The organism is Ruania alba, assembly GCF_900105765.1.
Lineage (GTDB): Bacteria > Actinomycetota > Actinomycetes > Actinomycetales > Beutenbergiaceae > Ruania > Ruania alba.
In genome coordinates, this window is the sequence record NZ_FNTX01000002.1 from 343,365 (window position 1) to 364,964 (window position 21,600).

Below are 21,600 nucleotides of genomic sequence, written 5' to 3' on the forward strand. Positions count from 1 at the left end.
ACCGTGAGGAGGCGGGGATGAGCACCACCACCCATCTGGGCACCACCCCGGCCGAGGCTGTCCGGGACCTGCTGAGCGAACACCTGACCGAGACCGATGCGCCCGGGAAGTTGGCCGTGGTCACCGCCCTGCTCGATGACGTGCTCGAGACGGACCTGCCCGGGCTGCCCTCCGCGGTGCTGCCTGAGGTGGTGGGCGGGGTGGAGCAGGTGCGGCGCCGGTTGGACGCCCTCACCACCGCGACGGTGTCCGCGGTGGAAGCCGATGGGACGTGGGCTGTGTCAGGGGCACGGACGATGGCGTCCTGGTGGGTCAACGCCACCGGGACTCACGGGGGTAAAGCCCGTGGCCAGGTGCACCTGTCCCGCACCCTGCGTAACCACCTACCCGCCACCACCATGGCTCTTCGTGCCGGGGTGATCAGCGGCGACCATGCCGCCGCGTTGGCCAGGCACGCCACCACCACACCCATCCTGCGGGAACGATTGGGCCACCCCGACGTGGGTGAGGACTTCCTCATATCTCAGGCGCGGGTGTTGGATGCGGACTCCTTCACCCGATTGGTGAAAACCTGGGCGGTGCGGGCTGACCCCGAGGCGGCGGAGCGGAACTGGCGTGAAGAGTCCGCCAAAGAGCACCTCTTCGTCTCAGCCACCACCGCCGGGCGCCGCGTGGACGGGTGGCTCGATGACACCAACGGTCAGATCGTGGAGCAAGCCTTCGCCGCCGTCACCGGGGTGCCCGCCGCTGATGATGAACGCACCCCGTCCCAGCGCAACGCCCACGCCCTGATCACCCTCGCCCAGCACGTCCTCGACAGTGGCCAGTTCCAACCCACAGCCCGGGTCCGCCCCCACCTGCTCGTCCACGTCCCCGCCGACACCCTGCACCGCCTGACCACCACACCCACCCCCATCAGTGATCACCGGCGCCCCCGCTGCACCTGCCACCACCCCACCAGCAGCAGTGCAAGTGGTGCGGGTGAGGTCTCGGGCGATAAGGGTGAGGCGGGCCTGCTCGAGACTGCACTGCCGGGTCTGGAGCACACGGCTGGTCATGCGCCGGGGTGCCCGGGCGACCCGGCCGCCCCGGTGATCAGCTCAACCATCGACCACGAACACCTGGTCGGCGCAGAACCCGCGACCCTGGCTGATGGCACCCCCATCAGCCACGCCGAGCTCGCCCACCTGACCTGTGATGCCGAATTCACCCGCATCATCCTCAACCCCGACAGCCAACCCCTGGATGTCGGCCGGGCGCAACGCCTGCACACCGCCGCCCAGACCAAAGCGATCTGGGCCCGCGACCACCACTGCCAGCACCCCGGCTGCACCGCACCACCAGGATTGGGCGAGATCCACCACAGCACCTGGTGGTCCCGCGGCGGCCACACCAACACCCACCACGGCATCCTGCTCTGCTGGTACCACCATCGCCTCGTTCATCAGCGCGATATCACCATCACCCGACACCACGACCACTGGCACTTCACCACACCCAGCGGCCACCCCATCAACTACCACCACCCACCACCCTGCGAACAACCAGCCATCCCACCCGAGGAACCAGAACCACCGGCACCACCGGGACCACCGGGACCACCCGTCATCCCACGGGAATAAGCCACCCCACGGGATGGCCGGGCGTCGCTCGATGGAACAGGCGCGCGCCCCGGTGCACATGACCACACCGAGAACACGCGCGATCAACGCACGCGTCCGCGCCCGCGATGTCCCCCGCCGTCAGGGACCGTGGTGGGACCCCCGGATCTGCTCGGCTCAGTTCAGCCCTGCGTGAGGCCACATCCACCGAACGGTCAGTTCCACCCTTCACCCCACGCCACCTTGCGCGCTGCCCGGAATGCTGCCTTGTCCCGTTTGGTGACGGTCAGCGCACGGGCCGTTCCGTCGTCGGCGCACAGCTCGAGCTGCACGTGTCCCGGCCGCACCTGGGGGTGTCGCAGCACGCGGGCGCCAGGTGGCTGCACCGCGAGCCGGGTAGCGGCCACGTAGGCGAACTTCTCGTCCTCGAAGTCGCGCGAACCACCCTTGGCCTGCCGGTGCGCCGAGCTCCGCACCAGCCGGGTCGCAGCGTGGCACCAGTCGCCGTCAGTCAGTGGGCATGTCTGCTCGTGCGGGCAGGGAGCCGCGATCCGCATCCCAGCCTCCAGCATCTGGTCCCGAACCCGCAGCACTCGCGCGTATCCAGCTGGAGTACCCGGCTCCAGCACCACCACCGTGTCCGCGCTGCGTAGGAGCCGATCGACCACTGCGTCCCGTCCCGCCGTGTCCAACTCACCCAGGACATACCCCGCCAGAGCGAGGTCAGCACGCGCCCCACCAGCGCCACGGCCGTCACCACCCGCATCGCCTCGATCCAGGCGCGCCACGACATGCTCGACCGCAGCACCCGAGGGGGCAAGCATCCGCCTGGCCAGCGCCAGCGCCGCGGCCGAGTAGTCCACCACCCGCACCCGTTCGATACCGGCGAACGCATCCACCGCGGCCCAGCTCATCGCGCCGGTGCCGGCCCCCAGGTCCACGATCTGTCGCGGGTGCAGGTCCGGAACGGCCTCGATCACCTGGTCGAGCGCGAACCTCGCCGCGGCGAACGTCGCCGGCATCCGGGTCAGCACGTACGCAGCCGCACGCAGGTCGGAATCCATGATCGGCTCGCGCGCCGGGCGGTCGGCCAGGTACCGCTCACTCAGTGCCCGCGCAGCACGAGCAACCTCGGCGGGTCGGTGCGCGGCCAAGACGTCCTCGGCGGCAGCGGCCAGCGGACCGGGGATCGGGTGCACCCGGACAGTATGGCGGCAGGAAGCCCTACCAGGCCTGCGGCACCATGACGCAGGCGGCACGACCAGGCCTGCGGCACTGCGAGGCAGACGTCGCACACCATCACACCGCCAACAGCCTCCCCCATCGGGACTACCCTCGCTGTCGTGGCACTCGTGAAGTCGGTGAACATCGGCGTCCCTCGTTCGAATCCGTGGAAGGACGCGGGGACTACCGGGATCGACAAGCGCCCGGTGAGTGGCCCGGTGGCAGTGCGCGCACCTGGGCCGAAAGGCACCGGCGCCGTCGGGCTGCACGGGGACCGCGTGCACGACGTGGAGCACCACGGAGGTGACTACCAGGCCGTGTATGCCTATGCACGCGAGTCCCTGGACGGCTGGGCTGAGCGACTCGGGCGACCGCTCGATGACGGCGCGTTCGGGGAGAATCTCACCACCTCAGGCTTCGACGTGGACGCAGCGCTGATCGGTGAGCGCTGGCAAGTAGGCCCGGACTTGCTGCTGGAAGTCTCCTGCCCCCGGATCCCGTGCGGCACGTTCCAGGGGTGGATGGGCGAGCGCGGCTGGATCCGCACGTTCACCGATGCGGCAGAGCCTGGCGCCTATCTCCGGGTCATCGAGCCGGGCGAGATCCGCGCAGGTGACCCGATCGTGCTCAGTCACCGTCCCGATCACCACGTCAGTGTGGCCACGTGTTTCCGCGCCCTCACCACCCAACCGGACCTGCTCCCCGACTGCTGGCCCCCGGCGTCGCTGATGCGCTACCTCCCGAGGACATGGCCCGGATCCGCCGCCGTGTGCACGGCTGAGAGTCACTGACGGGCCCCCGTCCACCAGGTCAAGCCTCGACCAAATCGACCCCCGATTGCCCACCGCGGCCTTTACCGTTGGCATACACTCGGGGGTGTCATCCGACCGGGGAAGAGAGTGAGCACGGTGGCCGACCTCCTCGCCTCCTACCGGTCCACCGGTCCGGGCCACGACGAGATGCTGCAGTCCAGTGGCGCTGCCCGCGCCGCGTGGGACCAGATGGCCGACCTCGCCCAGGTGCGCACCTGGGAACAGCTGGCGGACCGCCGTCAGGACGTGGCCACGCTGTTGGAGGACCACGGCGCCCGATACGGCACGGCGCCGGAAGATGTGGCGTGGCAGCTGGACCCGCTCCCGGTGATCATCGACGAGGTCGAGTGGGCGAGCGTGGAGACCGCCGTGCGGCAGCGCGCCGAACTCCTCGATGCCGTCCTCACTGATCTCTACGGGGAGCGGCGTCTGCTCGCCACCGGTGTGCTCCCGCAGGAGATCGTGCTCGCCCATCCGGGCTTCCTGCGCGCCGTGGACGGGATCCAGATCCCCGGCCCGCACCAGTTGTTCCTGTACGCCGCTGACCTGGCGCGCAATGCCGACGGGTCGTGGGTGGCTCTCTCCGACCGCGCCCAGGCACCCTCCGGGCTCGGGTTCGCGATGGAGGACCGTCGCGTGGTCGCCCACGTGCTCGCCGGCTCCTATCGGCAGGCGCGAATCCGCAGGATCGGGCCGTTCTACCACGCGATGCGCAGCGCCTGCGAGGACGTCGCCCCCGCGAGCGCCGGGGACTCCCCGCGGGTCGCTCTGATGACGCCGGGACCGTTCTCGGAGACGGCGTTCGACCAGGGCTACCTCGCCACGATGCTCGGACTCCCACTGGTCGAGGGAGAAGACCTGGTGGTCACCGACGGGCGCGTGTGGATGCGGTCGCTGTCTGGTCTGGAGCCGGTGGACGTCCTCATCCGTAGGGTCGACGCCGAGTTCTGCGACCCGCTCGACCTGCGCGGCGACTCCCGCCTGGGTGTGCCGGGTCTGGTCGAGGCCGCCCGAAGCGGCGCGGTCACGGTGGTCAACCCGTTCGGTGCGGGCGTGATCGAGAACCCGGCGTTGATGACGTTCCTGCCCCGACTCGCCCGCGAGCTGCTCGGTCACGAGTTGCAGCTCGGTTCGGCCGTGACCTACTGGTGCGGCGAGCGCAGCATGTGCTCACACGTGATCGCCCACCTCGACCGCCTCGTGATCCGCCAGACGATGCCGGGCGGTCGGCGCGTGAACGGGTGGGACCTCACCGTCGGCGAGCGGGCCGACCTCGCCGCCGAGATCGCCGCCGACCCGTTCGTGTGGGTGGGTCAGGAGCCCGTGGATGCCTCCACCACGCCCACCATCGGGGCGGACTCGCTCGAGGCACGTCCGACGGCGTTGCGCACCTTCGCGCTGGCCCGTCCCGGTGGGTATCAGGTCATGTCGGGCGGCCTGGCGCGGGTGGACCGGATCTCCGGCGAGCTGGGGCACACCCCGCCGCCCGTCACGGCGGCGGCCGAGGAGTTGACCGACACCGCCATGCTGGTGCCGTCAGCGGAGGAAGCGGCAGCGAGCACGCCCACCCGGGCGACCCCGGCGCGGCCGGCCACGGTGTCCGTAGCCAAGGACGTGTGGATCCTCTCCGCGGAGCCGCAGACCATTCAGGACCCGTGGCTCAGCGACCCGCACGCTCCCTACCGTCCGACGGTGCCTGCCATCTCCCCCGGTGCCGCCGAGGACCTGTTCTGGTTCGGCAGGTACACCGAACGGGCGGAGGCGACCGTGCGTCTGATCCGCGCTGTCGCCGATCGGTGGGACGACTACCACCTCGTCCCGCACTCGGTGGGCGGGCAGACGCTCACCGTGCTCACCACCGCGCTGAACGAGGTAGCGGCGGGCGGCTCACTTGCCGAGACACTCCTGGACGAGCGGCGTGAGGGGAGCGTCGCGTTCGCCCTCGCCCGGGCGGTGCGCGCCGCGACCGGCGTCCGCGACCAGCTCTCCGGGGACACCTGGATCGCCCTTTCCGGTGTGGAGCGGGCACTGGCCCGCGAACGGGTCCGCCGGCGCCGCATCGCCGACTCGGACGCGGACCTGGGCGGCGTGCTCGCCCGCAGCCTCGAGGGACTCCTCGCCCTCGCCGGCATCGGTGCCGAGGCGATGGTTCGCGACGTGGGCTGGGCCCTACTGGATGTCGGCCGACGCCTCGAGCGGGCGCAGCACCTGGTGCAGGTGTTGCGTGCCACGGTGCTCGACCACCGTGACGGCGCGGTGGACTCGATGGTGCTGGAGTCGGTGCTGATCGCGCACGAGTCCGTGATCACCTATCGGCGCCGCACCCAGTCTCGGGCCCGGCTGGACGCATTCCTCGATCTGCTCCTGCTGGACCGCAACAACCCACGGTCCCTGACGTATCAGCTGACCACGCTGCGCACGGACCTGGACTCGTTGCCCACCGCAGCCCGCAACGCACAGGTACGTGACCAGCTGCTCGCCGATCTGGCCGACCTGCTCATCGAGCACGACGCCGTCTCGCTCAGTGACACCGATGAGGCCGGGCGACGAGGGCGTCTCGCCGAGCTTCTGGAGTCGCTGGACTGGCGCTTGCGTGACCTCGCGAACGAGATCGCCCGGGTGCATTTCGCGCACCCGGTGCCGATCCAGTGGGAGGACGCCGCCGGCACCTGGGTGCCCCGACGTGACGAGGTGATCCAGTGAGCGCCAAGAACCCACACGCGAACTCCACCCGCCACTACCGGCTCACCCATGAGACCACGTACAGCTATCCCGAGGTGGTGACCTCCTCCTACGGCCGGGCCACGCTGCTCCCCCGGCCCGGTGGCGGTCAGCAGGTGCACACCAGCGGTCTGGTGGTCGACCCTGGCCCGACCACGCTCGGCGAGCACCGCGACTTCGCCGGGAACCGGTCCGGCTTCTTCCACGTGACCACCGAGCACGACGTGCTGCGCGTGGTGAGCCACGCCGTGATCACCACCAACCGCCGCCGTACCGACGCCGCGCGGCTCCCCACGCTCGCCTGGGAGGAGGTCGCCCAGCTGGTCCGCTCGATCCACATCGGGGCCCCGGGGACCGCGAGCGACAACCCCAGCACCGTCGTCTCGATCGCCGACTCGCGGTTGCCCTCGCCGATGGTGGACACCGACGAGGCGGTACGTGATTACGCCGCGGAGTCCTTCGCCCCGGGCCGGGCGCTGTGCGACGTGATCATGGACCTCACACACCGCATCTACACCGACTTCACCTACGCACCCGGGTCCACCTCGGTCACGTCTCGTCTCCCCGAGGTGCTGGCCGGCCGCAAGGGCGTCTGCCAGGATTTCGCGCACCTGCTGATCGGTTGCGTGCGGTCGATGGGCTTGGCGGCCCGCTACGTCTCGGGCTACATCGAGACCCAACCCCCTCCAGGCAAGCCGAAGCTGCGCGGGGTGGACGCCTCGCACGCATGGGCCTCGGTCTGGCTGCCCGGCGGTGGCTGGGTCCAGGTGGACCCCACCAATGATCAGGTGGTCGACAACCGGTACGTGACGATCGGCTGGGGGCGCGACTACCGTGACGTCGCGCCGCTGCGTGGCATCGTGTTCACCGACGGCTCCGGCTCCCAGCTGAACGTGGGCGTGGACCTGTGGCCGTTGGAGGGTAGTGCGGTGGCAGGCGCCGTCGCCGAGGTGGAGGAGCTGACGACCAGCTGGCGCAGCCAGGGCGCACGGCCGGAGGCATCGACGGAGAAGGGAACCTGACATGGCGATCGCCACGAACACCCGGGTCGAGCGGGCAGAGCTGGAGGAGTTCCTGCGCCCCCGGCACCGCGCCATCGTGATGACCACCAGGGCCGACGGCGGAGCGCAGCTCTCCCCGGTGACCTGCGGTCTGGACGCCGAGGGCCGCCTGGTCGTGTCCACCTATCCCGAACGCGCCAAGGCAGTGAACGTGCGCGCCCGCGACCAGGTGGCCGCATGCGTGCTCTCCGACGAGTGGAACGGCCCCTGGGTGCAGGTGGAGGGCACCGGGGAGATCATCGACCCACCGGACTCGGTGGAACCGCTGGTGGACTACTACCGCGCGGTGGCCGGGGAGCACCCGGACTGGGACGAGTACCGGCAGGCCATGGTGCGCCAGCACAAGTCCCTGCTGCGCCTGACCATCACCCGGTGGGGTCCGATCGCCACCGGCGGCTTCCCAGCCCGCCTCGCCCCCTGACGCGAGGCCCTCCCACCCCCGTCACGCAAGCCCACCCCCGTCACGCGAGTGCGGCCGATCTCGCTCACCAGGTGAGATATAGCCGAGAATGCCCGCACTCGCGGTGCAATGAGTGCGGGCACTGGCAGGTGCACTGGCACGTGGATTCGGCGCAGTGCAGTGCAGTGCAGTGCACCTGCAGTGCGGTTGCAGCGCAGAGCAGTGCAGTGCAGTGCGGTTGCAGTGCGGTGCGGTGCAGTGCAGTGCGGTGCGGTGCGGTGCGGTGCGGTGGAACGATGCCCGAGGAGTGCGCGCTGGTCGTCCTCAGTGCAGTGCGTGCGCGGCGGTGAACACGCCGGCCGGGTCCACGCGAGCCTTGACCGCGCGCAGCCGCTCGAGGGTGGCCGGCGGGTACATCGCGGCGGTCACGTGCGAGCCACGCTCCAGGGAGAAGTTGCCGTACACCCCGGCGCCCGGTTCGAGCACAGCCGCATGGTCGGCCCGGACGGCGTCGATCGCTTCGGTCGGCGCCTCCTCCGGCAGCAGGGCGTTCAGCACCACCAGCGCTCGGGCGCCCCGGTGCGCGAAGGCTGTCTCCTCCGCTCCGACCCGCCCGAACGCACCACCGAGGGCGCGCAGCATCACCATGGTGGGCACCTCACCCATCGCCAGCGCTGCGATGCCATCGAGCGCCGCGGGCGTCAGGTCGGTCACCACCCGGTTCCCGCTGACAAAGGTCACCGGGATGTCGTCCGGCGGTGTCGGGCCGAGCAGGTCGGCGTAGGTACAACCGTCGATGCTCTGCGAGCGCAGCCCATCGAGCGCGAGCAGCGGCGCGAGCAGGTCATGTGCCTGTTCCATCGTGCCGTCCACCACCAAGTCGACCAACCCACCAGCCGGGAACTGCGGACTGATCGCTGGCATCACCGCGAGGGTCGAGTTCACCGTGTCCGGTGCGTCCGCCATCACCTCCCACCACGCCGCCAGCAAGGCACGGGTGGCCGACGGCTCATAGGCGAGCTCGGCGCGCACCAGGGTGGGGGCGGGCGCCGCTTCCACGCAGAAACGGGTCACGACGCCGAAGTTCCCGCCTCCGCCGCGCATCGCCCAGAACAGGTCGGGGTCCTCGTCGGCACTGACCCTGCGCACGACCCCGTCGGCCGTGACCACTTCGATCTGTCGGACGGCATCGACAGTCAGGCCGTGCGTACGCACCAGCCATCCGATCCCGCCACCGAGGGTGAGCCCGCCGACACCGACGGCACCGGTGTCGCCGGAGGTGATCACCAGCCCGTGCGGCGCGAGTGCCTCGGCCACCTGCTCCCACCGCGCGCCGGCTCCGAGCCACACGACGGTCCCAGACACATCGACGTCGTCCATCCCGCCGAGATCGATCAGCGCACCATCAGGGCACGGCGGGCTCCCATGCCCGCCGGAACGCACCTGGATCCGCAGGCCGGCGGCCACACACGCACCGACGGCGGACGCGACCTCCTCAGCGGTGCGGGGCCGGAGCACCACCTCGGGCGTGGCGGCCGCACGGAAGAGGCGAGCTCCGCCGTCGTACTCGGGCGTTCCAGGGGTGTGGGCAAAAGGTGAGACGTGGGCGGGCAGGTCCGTGCGCGACATGGACCATACATTTGCACCCGGCACCGACACCCACAAGGCACGTGGGTGAGGAGCGGTCAGTCGCGGGCGGTGAGCACCAGCGGGCCGTCCGGGGTGATCGCCACCGTGTGCTCGGAGTGTGCACCGCGGGAGCCGTCCTTGGAACGCAGCGTCCACCCGTCGGGGTCGGTGTAGATCTCGTTCGTACCGATCATGAACCACGGCTCGATCGCGATCACCAGGCCTGGCCGCAGCCGGAGCCCGCGGCCGGGTCGCCCAGCGTTCGGGATGTGCGGCTCCCCGTGCATCTCCCGCCCCACGCCGTGTCCACCGAAGTCGGTGTTCACGGTGTAGCCGTAGTCGGCAGCGACCTCGCCGATGGCAGCGGAGATGTCACCGATCTTGTTCTCCGCGGTGGCCGCTTCGATGGCGGCGGCGAGCGCCTCCTCGGTGGCCTTGATGATGCGCTGGTCCTCCGCACGCGGGGTACCGACGATGATGCTGCGTGCCGAGTCGCTCACCCAGCCGTCGATGCTGACCGCGAAGTCCACCGAGAGCAGATCACCGTCCTTGAGCACATAGTTGTTCGGCAGTCCGTGCAGCACCGCGTCGTTGACGGACGTGCACAGCACCTTCCCGAACGGGCTCGCACCGAAGGAGGGGTGATAGTCGATGTAGCAGGAGGTGGCACCTGCTTCACGGATCATCCGGTGGGCGAGGGCGTCCAGGTCGTTCAGCGAGACGCCGACCTTCGCCGCATCGGCGAGCGCGTTCAGCACCCGCCCCACGAACGCACCTGCAGGACGCATCGCCTCGATCTCGGCGGGAGTCTTGAGCTCGATCACATCGACACCCTAACCGCCCATCGCTGCGCGTGGCGCCGGAGCACTCTCCAGCAGTGCGGCCAGGTCGGTTCCCGCGTGCAGCAAGGCGAGCATCTGAGCGGCCAAGGATTCGAGCCGCCGCTCCAGAGCAGCGGCCGGATCGCCCAGTCCCGCTGCGGTGTTTGTGTCGAACCCGTGGACGGCGGCCATCGCCCGCCGTACGTCAGGAATCCGGTACCCGGCGGACCGCAAGGCTGCGACGATCCGCGCGTCCCTGGCAGCGGACGGAGGGTAGGAGCGAGCGTGACGACGCGTGACCCGCTCAGGCCTGAGCAAACCCTCGCTCTCCCAGAAACGCAGCGTGGAGGTTCGTACCCCCAGGGCGCCGGCCAGCTCGGTGATCGTCAGCGCATCATCGCCGGTGACCCCGGCGGGGTCGGGATCGGTAATTGATTCGGCGCGGATCGCAGCGAGAGCACGACGGGCCGCGAGAGCGCCCTCCCGCGCCCTGGCCAGTTCCGTGTGTAGCTCGGTCACTGCGGCGACCGCCTCGGGCAGCGTGACCGCGTCCAGTCCCCTCATCACCGTCCGAGCGCGCACCGGCCCGACGGCGTGGGCCAGGTTCCGATAGGCACGTAGGGCCAGCACGTGTCGGGTACCGAAATGCCGGTAGCCGTTCGCTGCACGTTGGGCAGGCGGGATCACGCCCAGCCGCTCCAGGTCACGCACCTGCTGGACCGAGCAGCCGGCACGCGTGGCCACCTGACCCGTGCTCCACACGGCCGGATCCACCGATCAACCCTCCATAAGCACTTCAACGTGATGCTTGAAGCATGACATCAGCGATGCACCAGATCCTGTCGAGCGTGCGGACTTTCGAGGGCGTCCTCGAGCTGGCTCCCACGGCGGGGAGCCCCTATCCCGAACTCGCCTGGGGAGACCACTTCTTCTACTACGCACCCGACGGTACGGTCCCCCGGCGAGAGCAGCCGTACGCCACGATCGTCACGAAGGACTATCCCGACGACACCACCTCCGCCCTCGACCCGCCGGGTCGGTGGCGACTGAACATCCACGTGGGCAGGCGTCGGTTCGCTGAGCTGATCGGCTCCGAGCCAGCGGATGCTCTCGCGGTGGATGCGAGCGCGGCCGACCGCATCCTCCCCCACCCGGTGTACGGATCGTTGGGATGGGTGTGCGTGGTCAACCCCGAGCAGACCGTCCCGGTGATCGTGCCGCTCCTGCAGCACGCACATCAGGACGCGCGCGAACGGGCACTACGGCGACGTTCTGACCCTGGCGACCGCGATGGTGGCGGCAGCGAGCCGCGATGAGGCGAACATCACGTGAATATTCGCCTGGAACCGGTGTGTCAGGCCGATCGCGGGGTCCCGGATCCGCCATTATGGGATCAGGCAGAGCGAAGGCCCCTCGGAGTAGGCGTCCGAGGGGCCTTGCTCGTTCTCGAGGTACACAGCGGCTGAATGTCCGCCGGCGTCGCCCGGAGGGGGCGTCGCGACCAGGAGAACCGATCCACCAGGGCCATCACGGCTGGGTGCATCCACGCCCCCGCCCTCGTGCCCCGAGGGGCCACGGGCGGCGCCGGTGGAATCCAGGTGGACTCGAGTTCGTCGACCGGGTGTGCCATCCCTCAGCGTCCCGAGAGGGGCACGACGCTCGGGTGCTGGAGCACTGCTCCGTCACCCTCACGGTGCACGTCCTGAGCGTCCCCAGGGGTGCTCCCGGGTGGTTCCTGAGGTCCGTCCGGAAGGATCAGGCGCCGTCTCGGTTTCCCGATCCGAACACCATCCCCTGCTTCCGGGTTCATTCCCTGCGGAACCGCTCGGGTGTGGTCGTCCAGCTCTGCATTCGGTGAAGTCGCCCGAGGCGGTCTCCCACGCTCGGAGCACGTCTCCTCACCCGAAGGCGAGGATCCTTCCTCCATCGAAAGCGCTCCTCGGCCTCCGCCCCGCTGAGCCACTGGTTTCCCAGCTCCCCGACGGCACTTCGACCTCGAAGCACTGCACTCTCACATCACCGCCCGCTCGGTGGTCTCCCACCTCACGGTCCGGACACTTCCGACGTCGACTCCGGATCTGGGTGCCGGCCCGTCTTCCCCGGGTCTGCTGTCCGGGTCACCCCGTCCAACTCTCCGCGGATATCGGACCCGCATCCGAGAACCATCGACCGACGTCTTCTGCGACCGAATCGGTGAACTCGATGACTCATGTCTAGTCCTGTGACCTGGCTCACGCAAGAGGTTCTGCGGAGAATTTCTTGTCCCCAGGATGCCCACATCTTTGTCCACACGTTGACCTGCGACGATGCAGGTCGTCCACATGCCTGTGGAACAAATTTGTGGACAGACACCCGGTCGGCCACGGCCGACGCAGAGCGGAGGGCGCCGGCCACGCGGACCACACGTCCACCCGGTGAACAGGCAGTCAACCGGACACGCGCTCTGGACCGCACCCTGCTGCGAATCTGGGCCACCGTTCGCGCCGGCATTCACCGATCGTTCACCCATTGACGCCTCGTCCACACGCCCGACCTGCAATGATGCACGCTGTACACACACCTGTGGACACCGGCTGTGGATAGCCAGATCGGTACGATCGACCGTATGCCTGATCAGCCCCGCCTCGTGGTCGCTGCCGCGATCGTGGACGACCTCGACGCCCCCACTCAACTCCTCGCCGCCCGCCGCAGTGCGCCGAAGTCGTTGGCGGGACTCTGGGAGTTCGCCGGGGGCAAGATCGAGGACGGGGAACGCGACGTCGACGCCCTGCACCGCGAGCTGGCCGAAGAGCTGGGGATCGAGGTCACCATCGGCCGACCTATCCCCGGACCGACCGGGGCCGACTGGCCCATCCTGCACGGGCACGCGATGCGGATCTGGTTCGCTGCCATCGATCAGGGCACGCCGGAACCGCTCGCCGACCATGACGCGCTGCGCTGGCTCCCCCTGACCGACCCGTACGACGTGGCGTGGCTCGAGCCAGATCTGCCCATCGTGACGGCGGTTCGCCAGCACACTGCCCGGGGACCGGTGCGCTGACCTTCTTTTCCCGACTGATTAGCGCCTCCTGTCACAAAATGGCAGGATGGGGCGGTGCCCAAGATCATCGGCTCCACGCTCGCTGAGCATCGGGAGCATGTGCGGACCCAACTCTTCGACGCGCTCACCCGGTTGATGACCGAGTCGGGGTTCGACGCAGTCAGCCTTGCCGACATCGCGGCTGCGGCTGGCGTAGGCCGCACGTCCGTGTACAACCACTTCCCGGACAAGGAGTCGCTGCTCATCAGCTTCATCGAGCACGAGACCTCCAAGTACGTCACGGATCTGCGCGCGTCGCTGGCCGATGTGCAGGACCCGGAAGACCAGCTCCGGGTGTACGTACGTGAGCAGATCAACCTGAAGACGATCTACCACCTGGCCCCAGGCCCCGACCTGCGCTCCGTCGTCTCCCGCAGTACGCAGGTGCGGTTGCGCGAGCACGTTTCCCAGGTGGCCGATCTCCTGGCCGGGATCCTGCGCTCGGGGATCACTGCGGGCCGACTGCCTGCGCAGGACGTGGACGCCGTGGTGCCGCTGATCAACTCCTGCCTGTCGGGGCGCACCTTCCCGGACACGGAGCCGGAGCGGACCCGCGCGATCGAGGCCACCGAGCACTTCGTGCTACGCGCGGTCGGCCTCCGCGAGGCCGCTCTTTCCCCTGCCTGAGCACGCGTCCGCACCGGATGACGACTCCAGACCGCGCCGCACCTCACGACGCAGGCGAAGCCCGGTGACTATCCAGAGCCGTTCCGCCGGTACCGTCGTCGTCGGCGGCGGACAGGCCGGCCTCGCCGCGGGATACCACCTGGCGCGCCGGGGCGAGGACTTCGTCATCGTGGACGCCGGGAGCACGGTCGGGGAGAGCTGGCGAGAACGATGGGACTCGTTGCGGCTGTTCACCCCGGCCGGGTTCACCGCACTGCCCGGACAGCCGTTCCCTGCCCCTTCGGGGACCCATCCGAGCAAGGACGACGTCGCCGACTACATGGCTCGCTACGCCGAACGGTTCGACCTCCCCATCGAACTCGGCACGCGAGTCGAGGGCGCGCACCGCGAGGGAAACGGATTGGTCGTCCGGGCTGGCAGCAGCAGGTGGCAGGCCCACAACATCGTGATCGCATCCGGCGCGCACTCCAGTCCCATCATCCCGTCCCTCGCCAACAGCCTCGACAGCGGGATCGAACAATGGCACGCCCAGGACTACCGCCGGCCGGGGCAGGTTCCCGGCGGCACCGTCCTGATCGTCGGTGCCGGGAACTCCGGGGCCGAGATCGCGCTGGACCTCGCCACGGACACGGTCGAGCGCGAGGTGCTGCTCGCCGGTCGCGACGTGGGCCACATCCCGCGCCTCGGGCCGTGGACGTTCCAGGTCATGCACCGTTTCGGAGGTATCGGCGCCGCCCTCGCGCAACGAGGTCTGCAGGGGCGTGGTGACCCGCTGGGACGCCTCACGGCCGGTCAGTTGGAAACGGCCGGCGTGCAGCGACGGCCACGCCTCGTGGGCACGCGACAAGGCGCTCCGATGTTCAGCGACGGCCGGACCGCGACGGTGACCGCAGTCGTGTGGTGCACCGGAGCGCGACCCGACCACAGCTGGCTTCACCTGGACGCCTTCGACAGCGAGGGCCGGCTGCGACACCGGCACGGCGTCGTCGAAGACGAGCCCGGACTCTACGCCGTCGGTCTGCCCTATCAGCGGTCGGCCACCTCACATCTCGTCGGCGGGGTCGGCACCGATGCCCGGTACGTGGTCGAGCACCTGGTGAGCAGGCGCCGGCGCATGCCGAGCCGGACGTTTCGACGCCGGTGAGGTACCGGGCGACAGGGCAGCAGCACGCTCAGGCCGGCCGGATCCTGCATACTCACCCGAACAGCGGCAACTCCAGCTCGCCTACGCCGCCCGAGAGTACCCGCACCGGGATCCCCCAGTCCTGCTGAGCCAGATGGCAGGCCGGGAACTCCACGGCCGGGTCGGCGTCGCACGCGGCGGCGCGCGCACTCACGTGCAGCACCCCCTCCCCCTCGGTCAGGTGCAACTCACGGGAAAGGTCGGTGTCCTCCCCGTGCCCCCAGGCGAGCAGCGACGGTGGGGTGGCGGACACAGTCACCTGGGTGGCCGGGCCGTAGCGCTCGTCGAGCTTCGTCCCGGGTGCGGGGGTGAACAGCACCCGCAGGTCCACCTGGGCCCCTACCTCGGTGACGGGACGATGCGAGCGGTGAGCTCCGCCGTCGTGCGCCACGGCCTGCCCGAGCGGCACCCGGGTGAGGCGGTGCGCGGCCGACTCCACCACGATCAGGTGCTCCCCTGCGAGCACGAGTCCGGAGGGCTCGGCGAGGTCGCGAGCGATCGTCGTGACCTCCTGGGTGAGGATGTCGTAGCGGCGCACCGCCCCGTTGTAGGTATCCGCGACGGCGATGCTCCCGTCCTCGAGCACGCACACTCCCAAGGGGTGCTGCAGGAGAGGGTCAGCACCGGACTGACCGGCTGTACCGTCTCGGTGCCCGAACTCGAACAAGCCCTGCCCGACGGCGGTGCTCACCTGTCCGTCATGCCTCCCGGTGAGCTGGACGAGCCGGAGGGCGGAGGTCTCCGCATCAGCAAGCCAGACCTGCCCGTCCGCCGCCACGGCCAGGCCGGAGGGCTGGGCGAACCAGGCCTGCGCGAGCTCGCCGTCGACCAGTCCCTCGTTCATCGTGCCGCCGAGATGCCGAAGGTCCCCTCGTTCAACGTCGAGCACCCAGAGTGTATGGGTGCCGGCCATCGCCACCAGGAAGGCGCCGATCCGCGGCACCCAGGCAATGTCCCACGGGGAGGAGAGGTTGTGGCCCAGTGGACCGGGAACATCGGCGTCACTGTTGTCGGGAGCCCCCACCCGGTACGGCCGGCCGGTCCCGGCGAGGGTCTGCACGGCCCCGTCGGCCAGCCGCACCCCGCGGAGTAGGTGGTTCACCGTATCGGCCACGACCACGTCGTAGCCGAGATCCAGCTCCGGCGGCACCAGGCAAAGGGCGTTCGGTTCGTTGAAGGACGCCTCGGTCGGCCCGCCGTCGGCGGCGCCACGCTGACCGGATCCGATCCTGCGTACCAGCGTCTCGCCGTCGGGGGCGAGCTCGGCGAGCGAATGGTGTCCGGCGTCGGCCACGAGCAGGTTCTGGTTCGGCAGCTCGATCGCCTTCGCGGGAAAGCGCAGCGCGGTCGACGGCGGCTCCGGCGGCACGTACGGACCCTCGCCTCGATGCAGGGTTCCGCGGGCCTCGTGCTCGGTGACCAGCTCGCCGATCAGCGCGCCGAGCGCGGGAGCGTGCCCCTCTCCGGCCACCTGCGCGACCACGTACCCTTCCGGGTCGATCACCACGAGGGTGGGCCAAGCCCGGGCGGTGTAGGCGGTCCAGGTGGTCATGTCCGCGTCGTCGAGCACGGGGTGGGCCACGCCGTAGCGCTCCACTGCGGCCGCGAGCGCCGCAGGGTCGGCCTCATGGCTGAACTTCGGGGAGTGCACCCCCACGATCACCAGCTCCTCGCGGAACTGGTCCTCCAGCTCGCGCAGCTCATCGAGCACGTGCAGGCAGTTGATGCAGCAGAAGGTCCAGAAGTCGAGGATCACCACCTTCCCGCGCAGGTCGGCGAGGGTGAGGTCGGCGCCGCCGGTGTTCAGCCAGCCGCGGCCGAGGAGCGCAGATGCTCGTACGCGCGGCAGGCGCGGGCTCTCCGATGCAGTCACCAGGGAACTCTACGACGATCTCGCGAACGGACCGCCCGCCTGTTCGCGCCCTCAGAACCCGCGCAGGCTCCGGGCGATGTGGAGCAGGTCCGGGCCCGAGGCGGAGAGCACACTCACCGGGATCACCACCGTGGCGGACTGGCCACGCAGCACGATGCGCCGGGGGTCCTCGGTCTCGACAGTCGGTACCTCCGACCATCGGGCTCGCTTGGTCACACCGAACCGGGCGGTGATCGTCTCGGCGTCCATCACCACCCGCGCCGTTCTGACGCAGATACCCAGGACCAGGCCCATCAGCCCGAGCCCACCCATGATTCCGGTCGCGATCCACCGGTCCGGCGGCTCCAGGCTGAACCAGGACAGCAGCGCGAACAGGGAGCAGAGGACCCCGAACACGTTGAACAACGCCGCCATTCCGCGCCGTCCACGCCCCACCAGTCGCCCATCCTCCCGTGCGATACCGAACGGGAGGCCGTCGTCCGCGTCGAGGTACATGCGCTCGAGCCGCTCCACCTCGTGGGACCTGATCTTCAGCGCGCGACTGCCCCAGACGGCCACCGCGCCCAGTGCGCACGAGATGACGATCCCGACGATGGCGGACATGTGGTCGGGCCAGCCTCGCACCACGATCCGGAGGAAGAGCATCGCCGTGACCATTGCGAGGAGCGCAGCGAAGATGAGGAAGTGGGCCCAGCCCCGTATTCGACGGGTTCGTGGCAGGGCGCGAGCAGTCGGCATGGGGTTATCTCACCAGAGCGGGGCCCCTCAGCGCCATTTGCGGTCACAGTGCCTTCGGTCAGAAGCGACGGGCCCGGCGGATGGTGCGGATCAGATCGTTGCGGTCCACGTCGAGCATCATGGCGGGGATAACGATCGTCCGACCCGTACCGCGCAGCACCACCTGCCGGACGTCAGCGGTCTCGATCGTCGGAACCTCGGCCCAAGAGGCACGGCGGGTGGTCCCGTACCGACGCTCGATCCCCTCAGCATCCAGCACCACCCGGGCGGTGCCGACCAGCAGCCCCATGGCGGCCAGCAGCGCCCCGCACCCGGCGATGGTGCTGAGCGCGACCCATCGCCCCTCCTCCAGGCCGGACCAGGCCAGCAGGCCGATCAGCGCGAAGAACCCACCCAATCCCCCGAGCATCACGGCGACCGCCCGCCGGCCGCGAACGCCACAGCCGCGACGATGACGGCGGCCACCCAGTGGGTGCGCCAGTCCTCGAGCAGCGCGCGGAGGATGGCGAGGCCAATGATCACGACCCCGATGCCCGCCATGAGCACCAGCACCCGCCCACCACGCAGGCGGCGAGTACGGGGCAGGTCACGTGCGGCAGGCATGAGCGCATGTCACCAGGCCGCGCCCGATCGTGCCAGTCCACCGGCACCAGCAGCACGCGGGCGGGCAGGACGGGGCAGCAGAATCCCCGCTGACTGCGGATGAAGCGCACCAGGGCGTCGCCGATCAGGACACACCATGGGCAGCCGAGTCCGTCGCGATCTTTTCTCGCCGTGTGTCGATTCCCCTCGATCTCGTTCGTGGAGATGATGAGAGGCGGGCACCGGGCCCGCCTCACGATGAAGGAGTACGACGATGACGCAGTACCTGCTCTCCGTGTGGCACGACTACGACCAGCCGACCTACCCCGACGACGCCACCATGCAGAAGGCGTTCGCCCAGGTGGACGCCTTCAACACGCGCATCACCGAGGCTGGGCAGTGGGTGTTCGGCGGTGGCCTCGAAGCCCCCAGCTCGGCCACCACGGTGGACAACAGCAAGGGACGGGGGCTCGTCACCGACGCCCCGCTCGCCGAGACGCGCGAGCAGATCGGCGGCTTCTGGGTGATCGAGGTCGAGGACCTGGACGCTGCTCTTGCGCTCGCGCAGGACGCCTCTGCCGCCTGCATGGGACCGGTCGAGGTGCGTCCCTTCCAGTCCGAGTGAGCCGGTGACAAGACCCGAGCACGAGGCCAGTGTGGCCCGCATCTACCGCGAGGAGTACGGCAGGTGCGTGGCCACGCTGACCCGTGTGCTGGGCGACCTCTCGCTTGCTGAGGACATGGTGCAGGAAGCGTTTGCCGCGGCCCTGACCGCATGGGCGGATCGCATCCCGCCCAATCCTGGCGGCTGGATCGTGGTCACGGCCCGGCGTCGTGCGATCGACCGGCTGCGCCGCGAGGCGAAACGGGAGCAGAAGCACGCGGAGGCGGTGCTGGTACACCCTCCGCCGGAGCACGAGGAGGTGGGACCGGTGGCCGACGACCAACTGCGGCTCATCTTCACCTGCTGCCACCCCGCCCTCGCCCCCGAGGCGCAGGTGGCGCTCACCCTGCGCACGCTCGGCGGTCTGACCACACCCGAGGTGGCGCGGGCATTCCTGGCGCCGGAGTCCACGATCGCCCAGCGGATCGTGCGGGCGAAGAAGAAGATCGCCAGTGCGCGCATCCCCTACCGGGTGCCAGCCGACCACGACCTGCCGGACCGGCTCCGTTCCGTCCTCGCGGTGATCTACCTGATCTTCACCCAGGGGTACGCCCCGAGCAGTGGTACCGAGCTGGTGCGCACCGATCTGTGCGCCGAAGCGATCCGACTCGCCCGGCTGCTTGCCGCGCTGATGCCCGACGAGGAGGAGGCCGTCGGCCTCCTCGCGCTGCTGCTGCTCACCGAGTCTCGGCGGCAGGCGCGCACAGACTCCGATGGCGCCCTCGTGCCATTGGCCGAGCAGGATCGCACCCGCTGGGACGCCGACCTGATCGCGGAGGGTCACGCCCTGGTGCGCTGGTGCCTCCGTAGGAATCGTCCGGGTTCCTATCAGGTGCAGGCCGCGATCGCTGCGGTGCACGGCGACGCGGCCACCGCGGAGGCGACGGACTGGCACCAGATCCTCGCCCTGTACGACCAGTTGCACACCCTTGCCCCATCACCGGTGGTCGCGCTGAACCGCGCAGTAGCCCTGGCCGAGGTGGCCGGACCTGCCCAGGCGCTGGCCGCCGTCGGCGATCTCGACCTGGAGGGCTACTACCTGCTGCACGCCACCCGCGCCGACCTGCTCACCCGGCTCGGCCGCAGCACCGAGGCGGCGCAGGCGTGGCGGCGGGCAGGGGAGCTGACCGAGAACGAGGTGGAGCAACGATTCATCGCCGCGCGGCTCGCGGCGCTCGGCTGAGGAGTACCGTGTGGTGATGGACGTCGTGGTCCCCGCCCGCTTCAACGGTCCGCCCCACTCCGGGAACGGTGGTTGGACCAGCGGTCACCTCGCCGCACGGCTGCCCGAGCCCGACGGCGCAGCCACCGTCCGGCTGTTCAGCCCACCTCCGTTGGAGGTGCTCATGCAGGCCGACCCGGACGAGACGGGACTGACCCTCAGCCATGGCGAGGTCCGCATCGCGCAGGCACGCCGCGCTGCCGCCCTGGACCGGGCCGAGATCCCGGAGCCGATCGGCTACGACGAGGCGATCGCCGCGGGCCCGCGCTACGGAGGGCTCACCGATCACCCGTTCCCCACCTGTTTCTCCTGCGGTACCGAGCGGGACCCGGATGAGGCGCTGTGCCTGCGCACCGGTCAGGTGACCGACGAGGTGTACGCGGCGGCCTGGGTGCCCCGTGAGGTGACACCGGAGATCGTCTGGGCAGCGATCGACTGCCCCAGCGGGTGGGCCCTGGGCGTGGGCGGGCGGCCGATGGTGCTGGGCACGATGACCGCACAGGTGGACGAGCTGCCCGAGCCGGGCGCTGAGCTGGTGGTGCTTGCCTGGCCGATCTCCTCGCAGGGTCGCAAGCATCAGGCCGGCACGGCGCTGCTCGACGGCGATCGCGTCCTGGCGCAGGCGCGGTCGCTGTGGATCACCGTGGACCCGGAGTCGGTCCGGCCCGCCTGACCGGGCGTCGACGCGCCCGCCGCGGCGCGGACCGGCGCCGGAGCACCAGCACCGCGGAGTCGCTGCGTGGGGGCGGCACGAACGCGGTGGCCGGCACGTGCGTGCCCACCTCGGCGGTGAACCCACGCGGCGGCGAGGAGGCGTACCGGCATACCATCCAGCGCGGCAGCACCAGATCGGCCCGGACCAGGGCCGAGCGCGGCCCGGTGATCCGGCGCACCACGGCAGCCCCGATCGCGTACGGCGGGTTCGCCACCACCCGGAACGCACCGCCCGGAAGTGGCACCTCGAGCAGGTCACCATGCACCACGGTGACGGTCTCGGCCGACGAAAGGGCCGCCGTCAGGCCCTTCACCCGGCCGGGGTGCAGCTCGACGGCCACCACCCGCCGTGCTCGCCGGGCCAGTGGTCGGGTCAGCGCACCCGTTCCCGCGCCCAGGTCGAGGACCAGATCGGTCTCCCGCAGACCGGCACTACGGACGATACGGTCAGCCCAGGAGCCCTTCAGCCGGTGCGAACCCCAGCGCCGTTGCCCGTTCCCGGACACGACGCACCATCACCATGACGATTCCCATGTCGGCGACGGTAGCCCGGTGATGTCAGCAGGTGCCACAGATTTTCCGATCACTGGTCGCCATGTGGGGTGCGTTGCCGTCGCAGCCGCGTCCGGCCGCAGCGCCAACGCACCCC

21 protein-coding genes are annotated in these 21,600 nt (G+C 70.0%); 12 read left to right on the forward strand and 9 right to left on the reverse strand.

Going from position 1 to position 21,600, the window contains the following annotated elements:
- The first annotated feature begins 17 nt into the window (after window positions 1-17).
- Complete coding sequence (locus tag BLU77_RS12105; protein ID WP_089773401.1) at window positions 18-1,622, forward strand: HNH endonuclease signature motif containing protein; 1,605 nt, start codon at window positions 18-20, stop codon at window positions 1,620-1,622.
- Window positions 1,623-1,816: 194 nt separating this feature from the next.
- Here the strand turns inward: BLU77_RS12105 and BLU77_RS12110 are convergent, their stop codons facing one another.
- On the reverse strand, window positions 1,817-2,800 hold the full coding sequence (locus tag BLU77_RS12110) for a small ribosomal subunit Rsm22 family protein (RefSeq protein ID WP_089773402.1): 984 nt from the start codon (window positions 2,798-2,800) through the stop codon (window positions 1,817-1,819).
- Between the two features lie 144 nt (window positions 2,801-2,944).
- Here BLU77_RS12110 and BLU77_RS12115 point away from each other — a divergent pair, with 144 nt between their 5' ends.
- From BLU77_RS12115 to BLU77_RS12130, 4 genes are all read left to right on the forward strand, one after another.
- Complete coding sequence (locus BLU77_RS12115) at window positions 2,945-3,616, forward strand: MOSC domain-containing protein (RefSeq protein WP_217632442.1); 672 nt, start codon at window positions 2,945-2,947, stop codon at window positions 3,614-3,616.
- Between the two features lie 117 nt (window positions 3,617-3,733).
- Window positions 3,734-6,340: a circularly permuted type 2 ATP-grasp protein gene (locus BLU77_RS22130; protein ID WP_175477078.1), complete on the forward strand. Its 2,607-nt coding sequence runs from the start codon at window positions 3,734-3,736 to the stop codon at window positions 6,338-6,340.
- Complete coding sequence (locus BLU77_RS12125; protein ID WP_089773403.1) at window positions 6,337-7,380, forward strand: transglutaminase family protein; 1,044 nt, start codon at window positions 6,337-6,339, stop codon at window positions 7,378-7,380. Before BLU77_RS22130 ends, BLU77_RS12125 begins: the two co-directional genes overlap by 4 nt.
- 1 nt (window position 7,381) lies before the next feature.
- The gene (locus BLU77_RS12130) at window positions 7,382-7,840 is read left to right on the forward strand and encodes a PPOX class F420-dependent oxidoreductase (protein WP_089773404.1); all 459 of its coding nucleotides are present in this window, start codon (window positions 7,382-7,384) and stop codon (window positions 7,838-7,840) included.
- A 303-nt stretch (window positions 7,841-8,143) separates the two neighbouring features.
- Here the strand turns inward: BLU77_RS12130 and BLU77_RS12135 are convergent, their stop codons facing one another.
- The 3 genes from BLU77_RS12135 to BLU77_RS12145 are packed head-to-tail and all read right to left on the reverse strand — an operon-like array spanning window position 8,144 to window position 11,043.
- A complete protein-coding gene (locus BLU77_RS12135) occupies window positions 8,144-9,448 on the reverse strand; it encodes an FAD-binding oxidoreductase (protein ID WP_089773405.1) in 1,305 nt (434 codons plus the stop codon).
- 56 nt (window positions 9,449-9,504) lie between these two features.
- Complete coding sequence (gene map / locus BLU77_RS12140; protein ID WP_089773406.1) at window positions 9,505-10,272, reverse strand: type I methionyl aminopeptidase; 768 nt, start codon at window positions 10,270-10,272, stop codon at window positions 9,505-9,507.
- A 9-nt stretch (window positions 10,273-10,281) separates the two neighbouring features.
- Complete coding sequence (locus tag BLU77_RS12145) at window positions 10,282-11,043, reverse strand: MerR family transcriptional regulator (RefSeq protein ID WP_089773407.1); 762 nt, start codon at window positions 11,041-11,043, stop codon at window positions 10,282-10,284.
- Between the two features lie 41 nt (window positions 11,044-11,084).
- On the opposite strand from BLU77_RS12145, the gene BLU77_RS12150 reads away from it, so the two are divergent.
- The 4 genes from BLU77_RS12150 to BLU77_RS12170 all read left to right on the forward strand — a co-directional run bounded on the left by BLU77_RS12150 (window position 11,085) and on the right by BLU77_RS12170 (window position 15,119).
- Window positions 11,085-11,585 (forward strand): DUF6194 family protein, encoded by a 501-nt coding sequence (locus BLU77_RS12150; protein ID WP_245708833.1) that lies wholly within the window; start codon window positions 11,085-11,087, stop codon window positions 11,583-11,585.
- Between the two features lie 1,289 nt (window positions 11,586-12,874).
- Window positions 12,875-13,309, forward strand: coding sequence for a (deoxy)nucleoside triphosphate pyrophosphohydrolase (locus BLU77_RS12160; RefSeq protein WP_089775707.1), 435 nt, complete (start codon window positions 12,875-12,877; stop codon window positions 13,307-13,309).
- A 54-nt stretch (window positions 13,310-13,363) separates the two neighbouring features.
- The gene (locus tag BLU77_RS12165) at window positions 13,364-13,975 is read left to right on the forward strand and encodes a TetR/AcrR family transcriptional regulator (RefSeq protein ID WP_089773410.1); all 612 of its coding nucleotides are present in this window, start codon (window positions 13,364-13,366) and stop codon (window positions 13,973-13,975) included.
- A 64-nt stretch (window positions 13,976-14,039) separates the two neighbouring features.
- On the forward strand, window positions 14,040-15,119 hold the full coding sequence (locus tag BLU77_RS12170) for a flavin-containing monooxygenase (RefSeq protein ID WP_217632443.1): 1,080 nt from the start codon (window positions 14,040-14,042) through the stop codon (window positions 15,117-15,119).
- Between the two features lie 52 nt (window positions 15,120-15,171).
- Here the strand turns inward: BLU77_RS12170 and BLU77_RS12175 are convergent, their stop codons facing one another.
- From BLU77_RS12175 to BLU77_RS12190, 4 genes are read right to left on the reverse strand one after another with little or no spacing between them, the layout of a single operon-like run.
- Window positions 15,172-17,031: an NHL domain-containing thioredoxin family protein gene (locus BLU77_RS12175; RefSeq protein ID WP_089773411.1), complete on the reverse strand. Its 1,860-nt coding sequence runs from the start codon at window positions 17,029-17,031 to the stop codon at window positions 15,172-15,174.
- A gap of 51 nt (window positions 17,032-17,082) precedes the next feature.
- Window positions 17,083-17,769: a hypothetical protein gene (locus BLU77_RS12180; protein WP_139177753.1), complete on the reverse strand. Its 687-nt coding sequence runs from the start codon at window positions 17,767-17,769 to the stop codon at window positions 17,083-17,085.
- A gap of 58 nt (window positions 17,770-17,827) precedes the next feature.
- Window positions 17,828-18,178 carry a hypothetical protein gene (locus BLU77_RS12185; protein WP_089773413.1) on the reverse strand — a complete coding sequence of 117 codons (351 nt, stop codon included), beginning with the start codon at window positions 18,176-18,178 and terminating at the stop codon, window positions 17,828-17,830.
- Window positions 18,178-18,372, reverse strand: coding sequence for a hypothetical protein (locus BLU77_RS12190; protein ID WP_089773414.1), 195 nt, complete (start codon window positions 18,370-18,372; stop codon window positions 18,178-18,180). Before BLU77_RS12190 ends, BLU77_RS12185 begins: the two co-directional genes overlap by 1 nt.
- Window positions 18,373-18,625: 253 nt before the next feature.
- Between BLU77_RS12190 and BLU77_RS12195 the strand changes: the two genes are divergently transcribed.
- The 3 genes from BLU77_RS12195 to BLU77_RS12205 are packed head-to-tail and all read left to right on the forward strand — an operon-like array spanning window position 18,626 to window position 20,910.
- Window positions 18,626-18,976 carry a YciI family protein gene (locus BLU77_RS12195; protein WP_089773415.1) on the forward strand — a complete coding sequence of 117 codons (351 nt, stop codon included), beginning with the start codon at window positions 18,626-18,628 and terminating at the stop codon, window positions 18,974-18,976.
- Between the two features lie 4 nt (window positions 18,977-18,980).
- Complete coding sequence (locus BLU77_RS12200) at window positions 18,981-20,198, forward strand: RNA polymerase sigma factor (protein ID WP_089773416.1); 1,218 nt, start codon at window positions 18,981-18,983, stop codon at window positions 20,196-20,198.
- A gap of 16 nt (window positions 20,199-20,214) precedes the next feature.
- Window positions 20,215-20,910, forward strand: a complete 696-nt coding sequence (locus BLU77_RS12205; RefSeq protein ID WP_139177754.1) for a hypothetical protein — start codon at window positions 20,215-20,217, stop codon at window positions 20,908-20,910.
- On the opposite strand, the gene BLU77_RS12210 is transcribed toward BLU77_RS12205, so the two are convergent.
- Window positions 20,876-21,457 carry an rRNA adenine N-6-methyltransferase family protein gene (locus BLU77_RS12210; protein ID WP_089773418.1) on the reverse strand — a complete coding sequence of 194 codons (582 nt, stop codon included), beginning with the start codon at window positions 21,455-21,457 and terminating at the stop codon, window positions 20,876-20,878. The genes BLU77_RS12205 and BLU77_RS12210 overlap by 35 nt on opposite strands.
- Window positions 21,458-21,600: the final 143 nt, after the last annotated feature.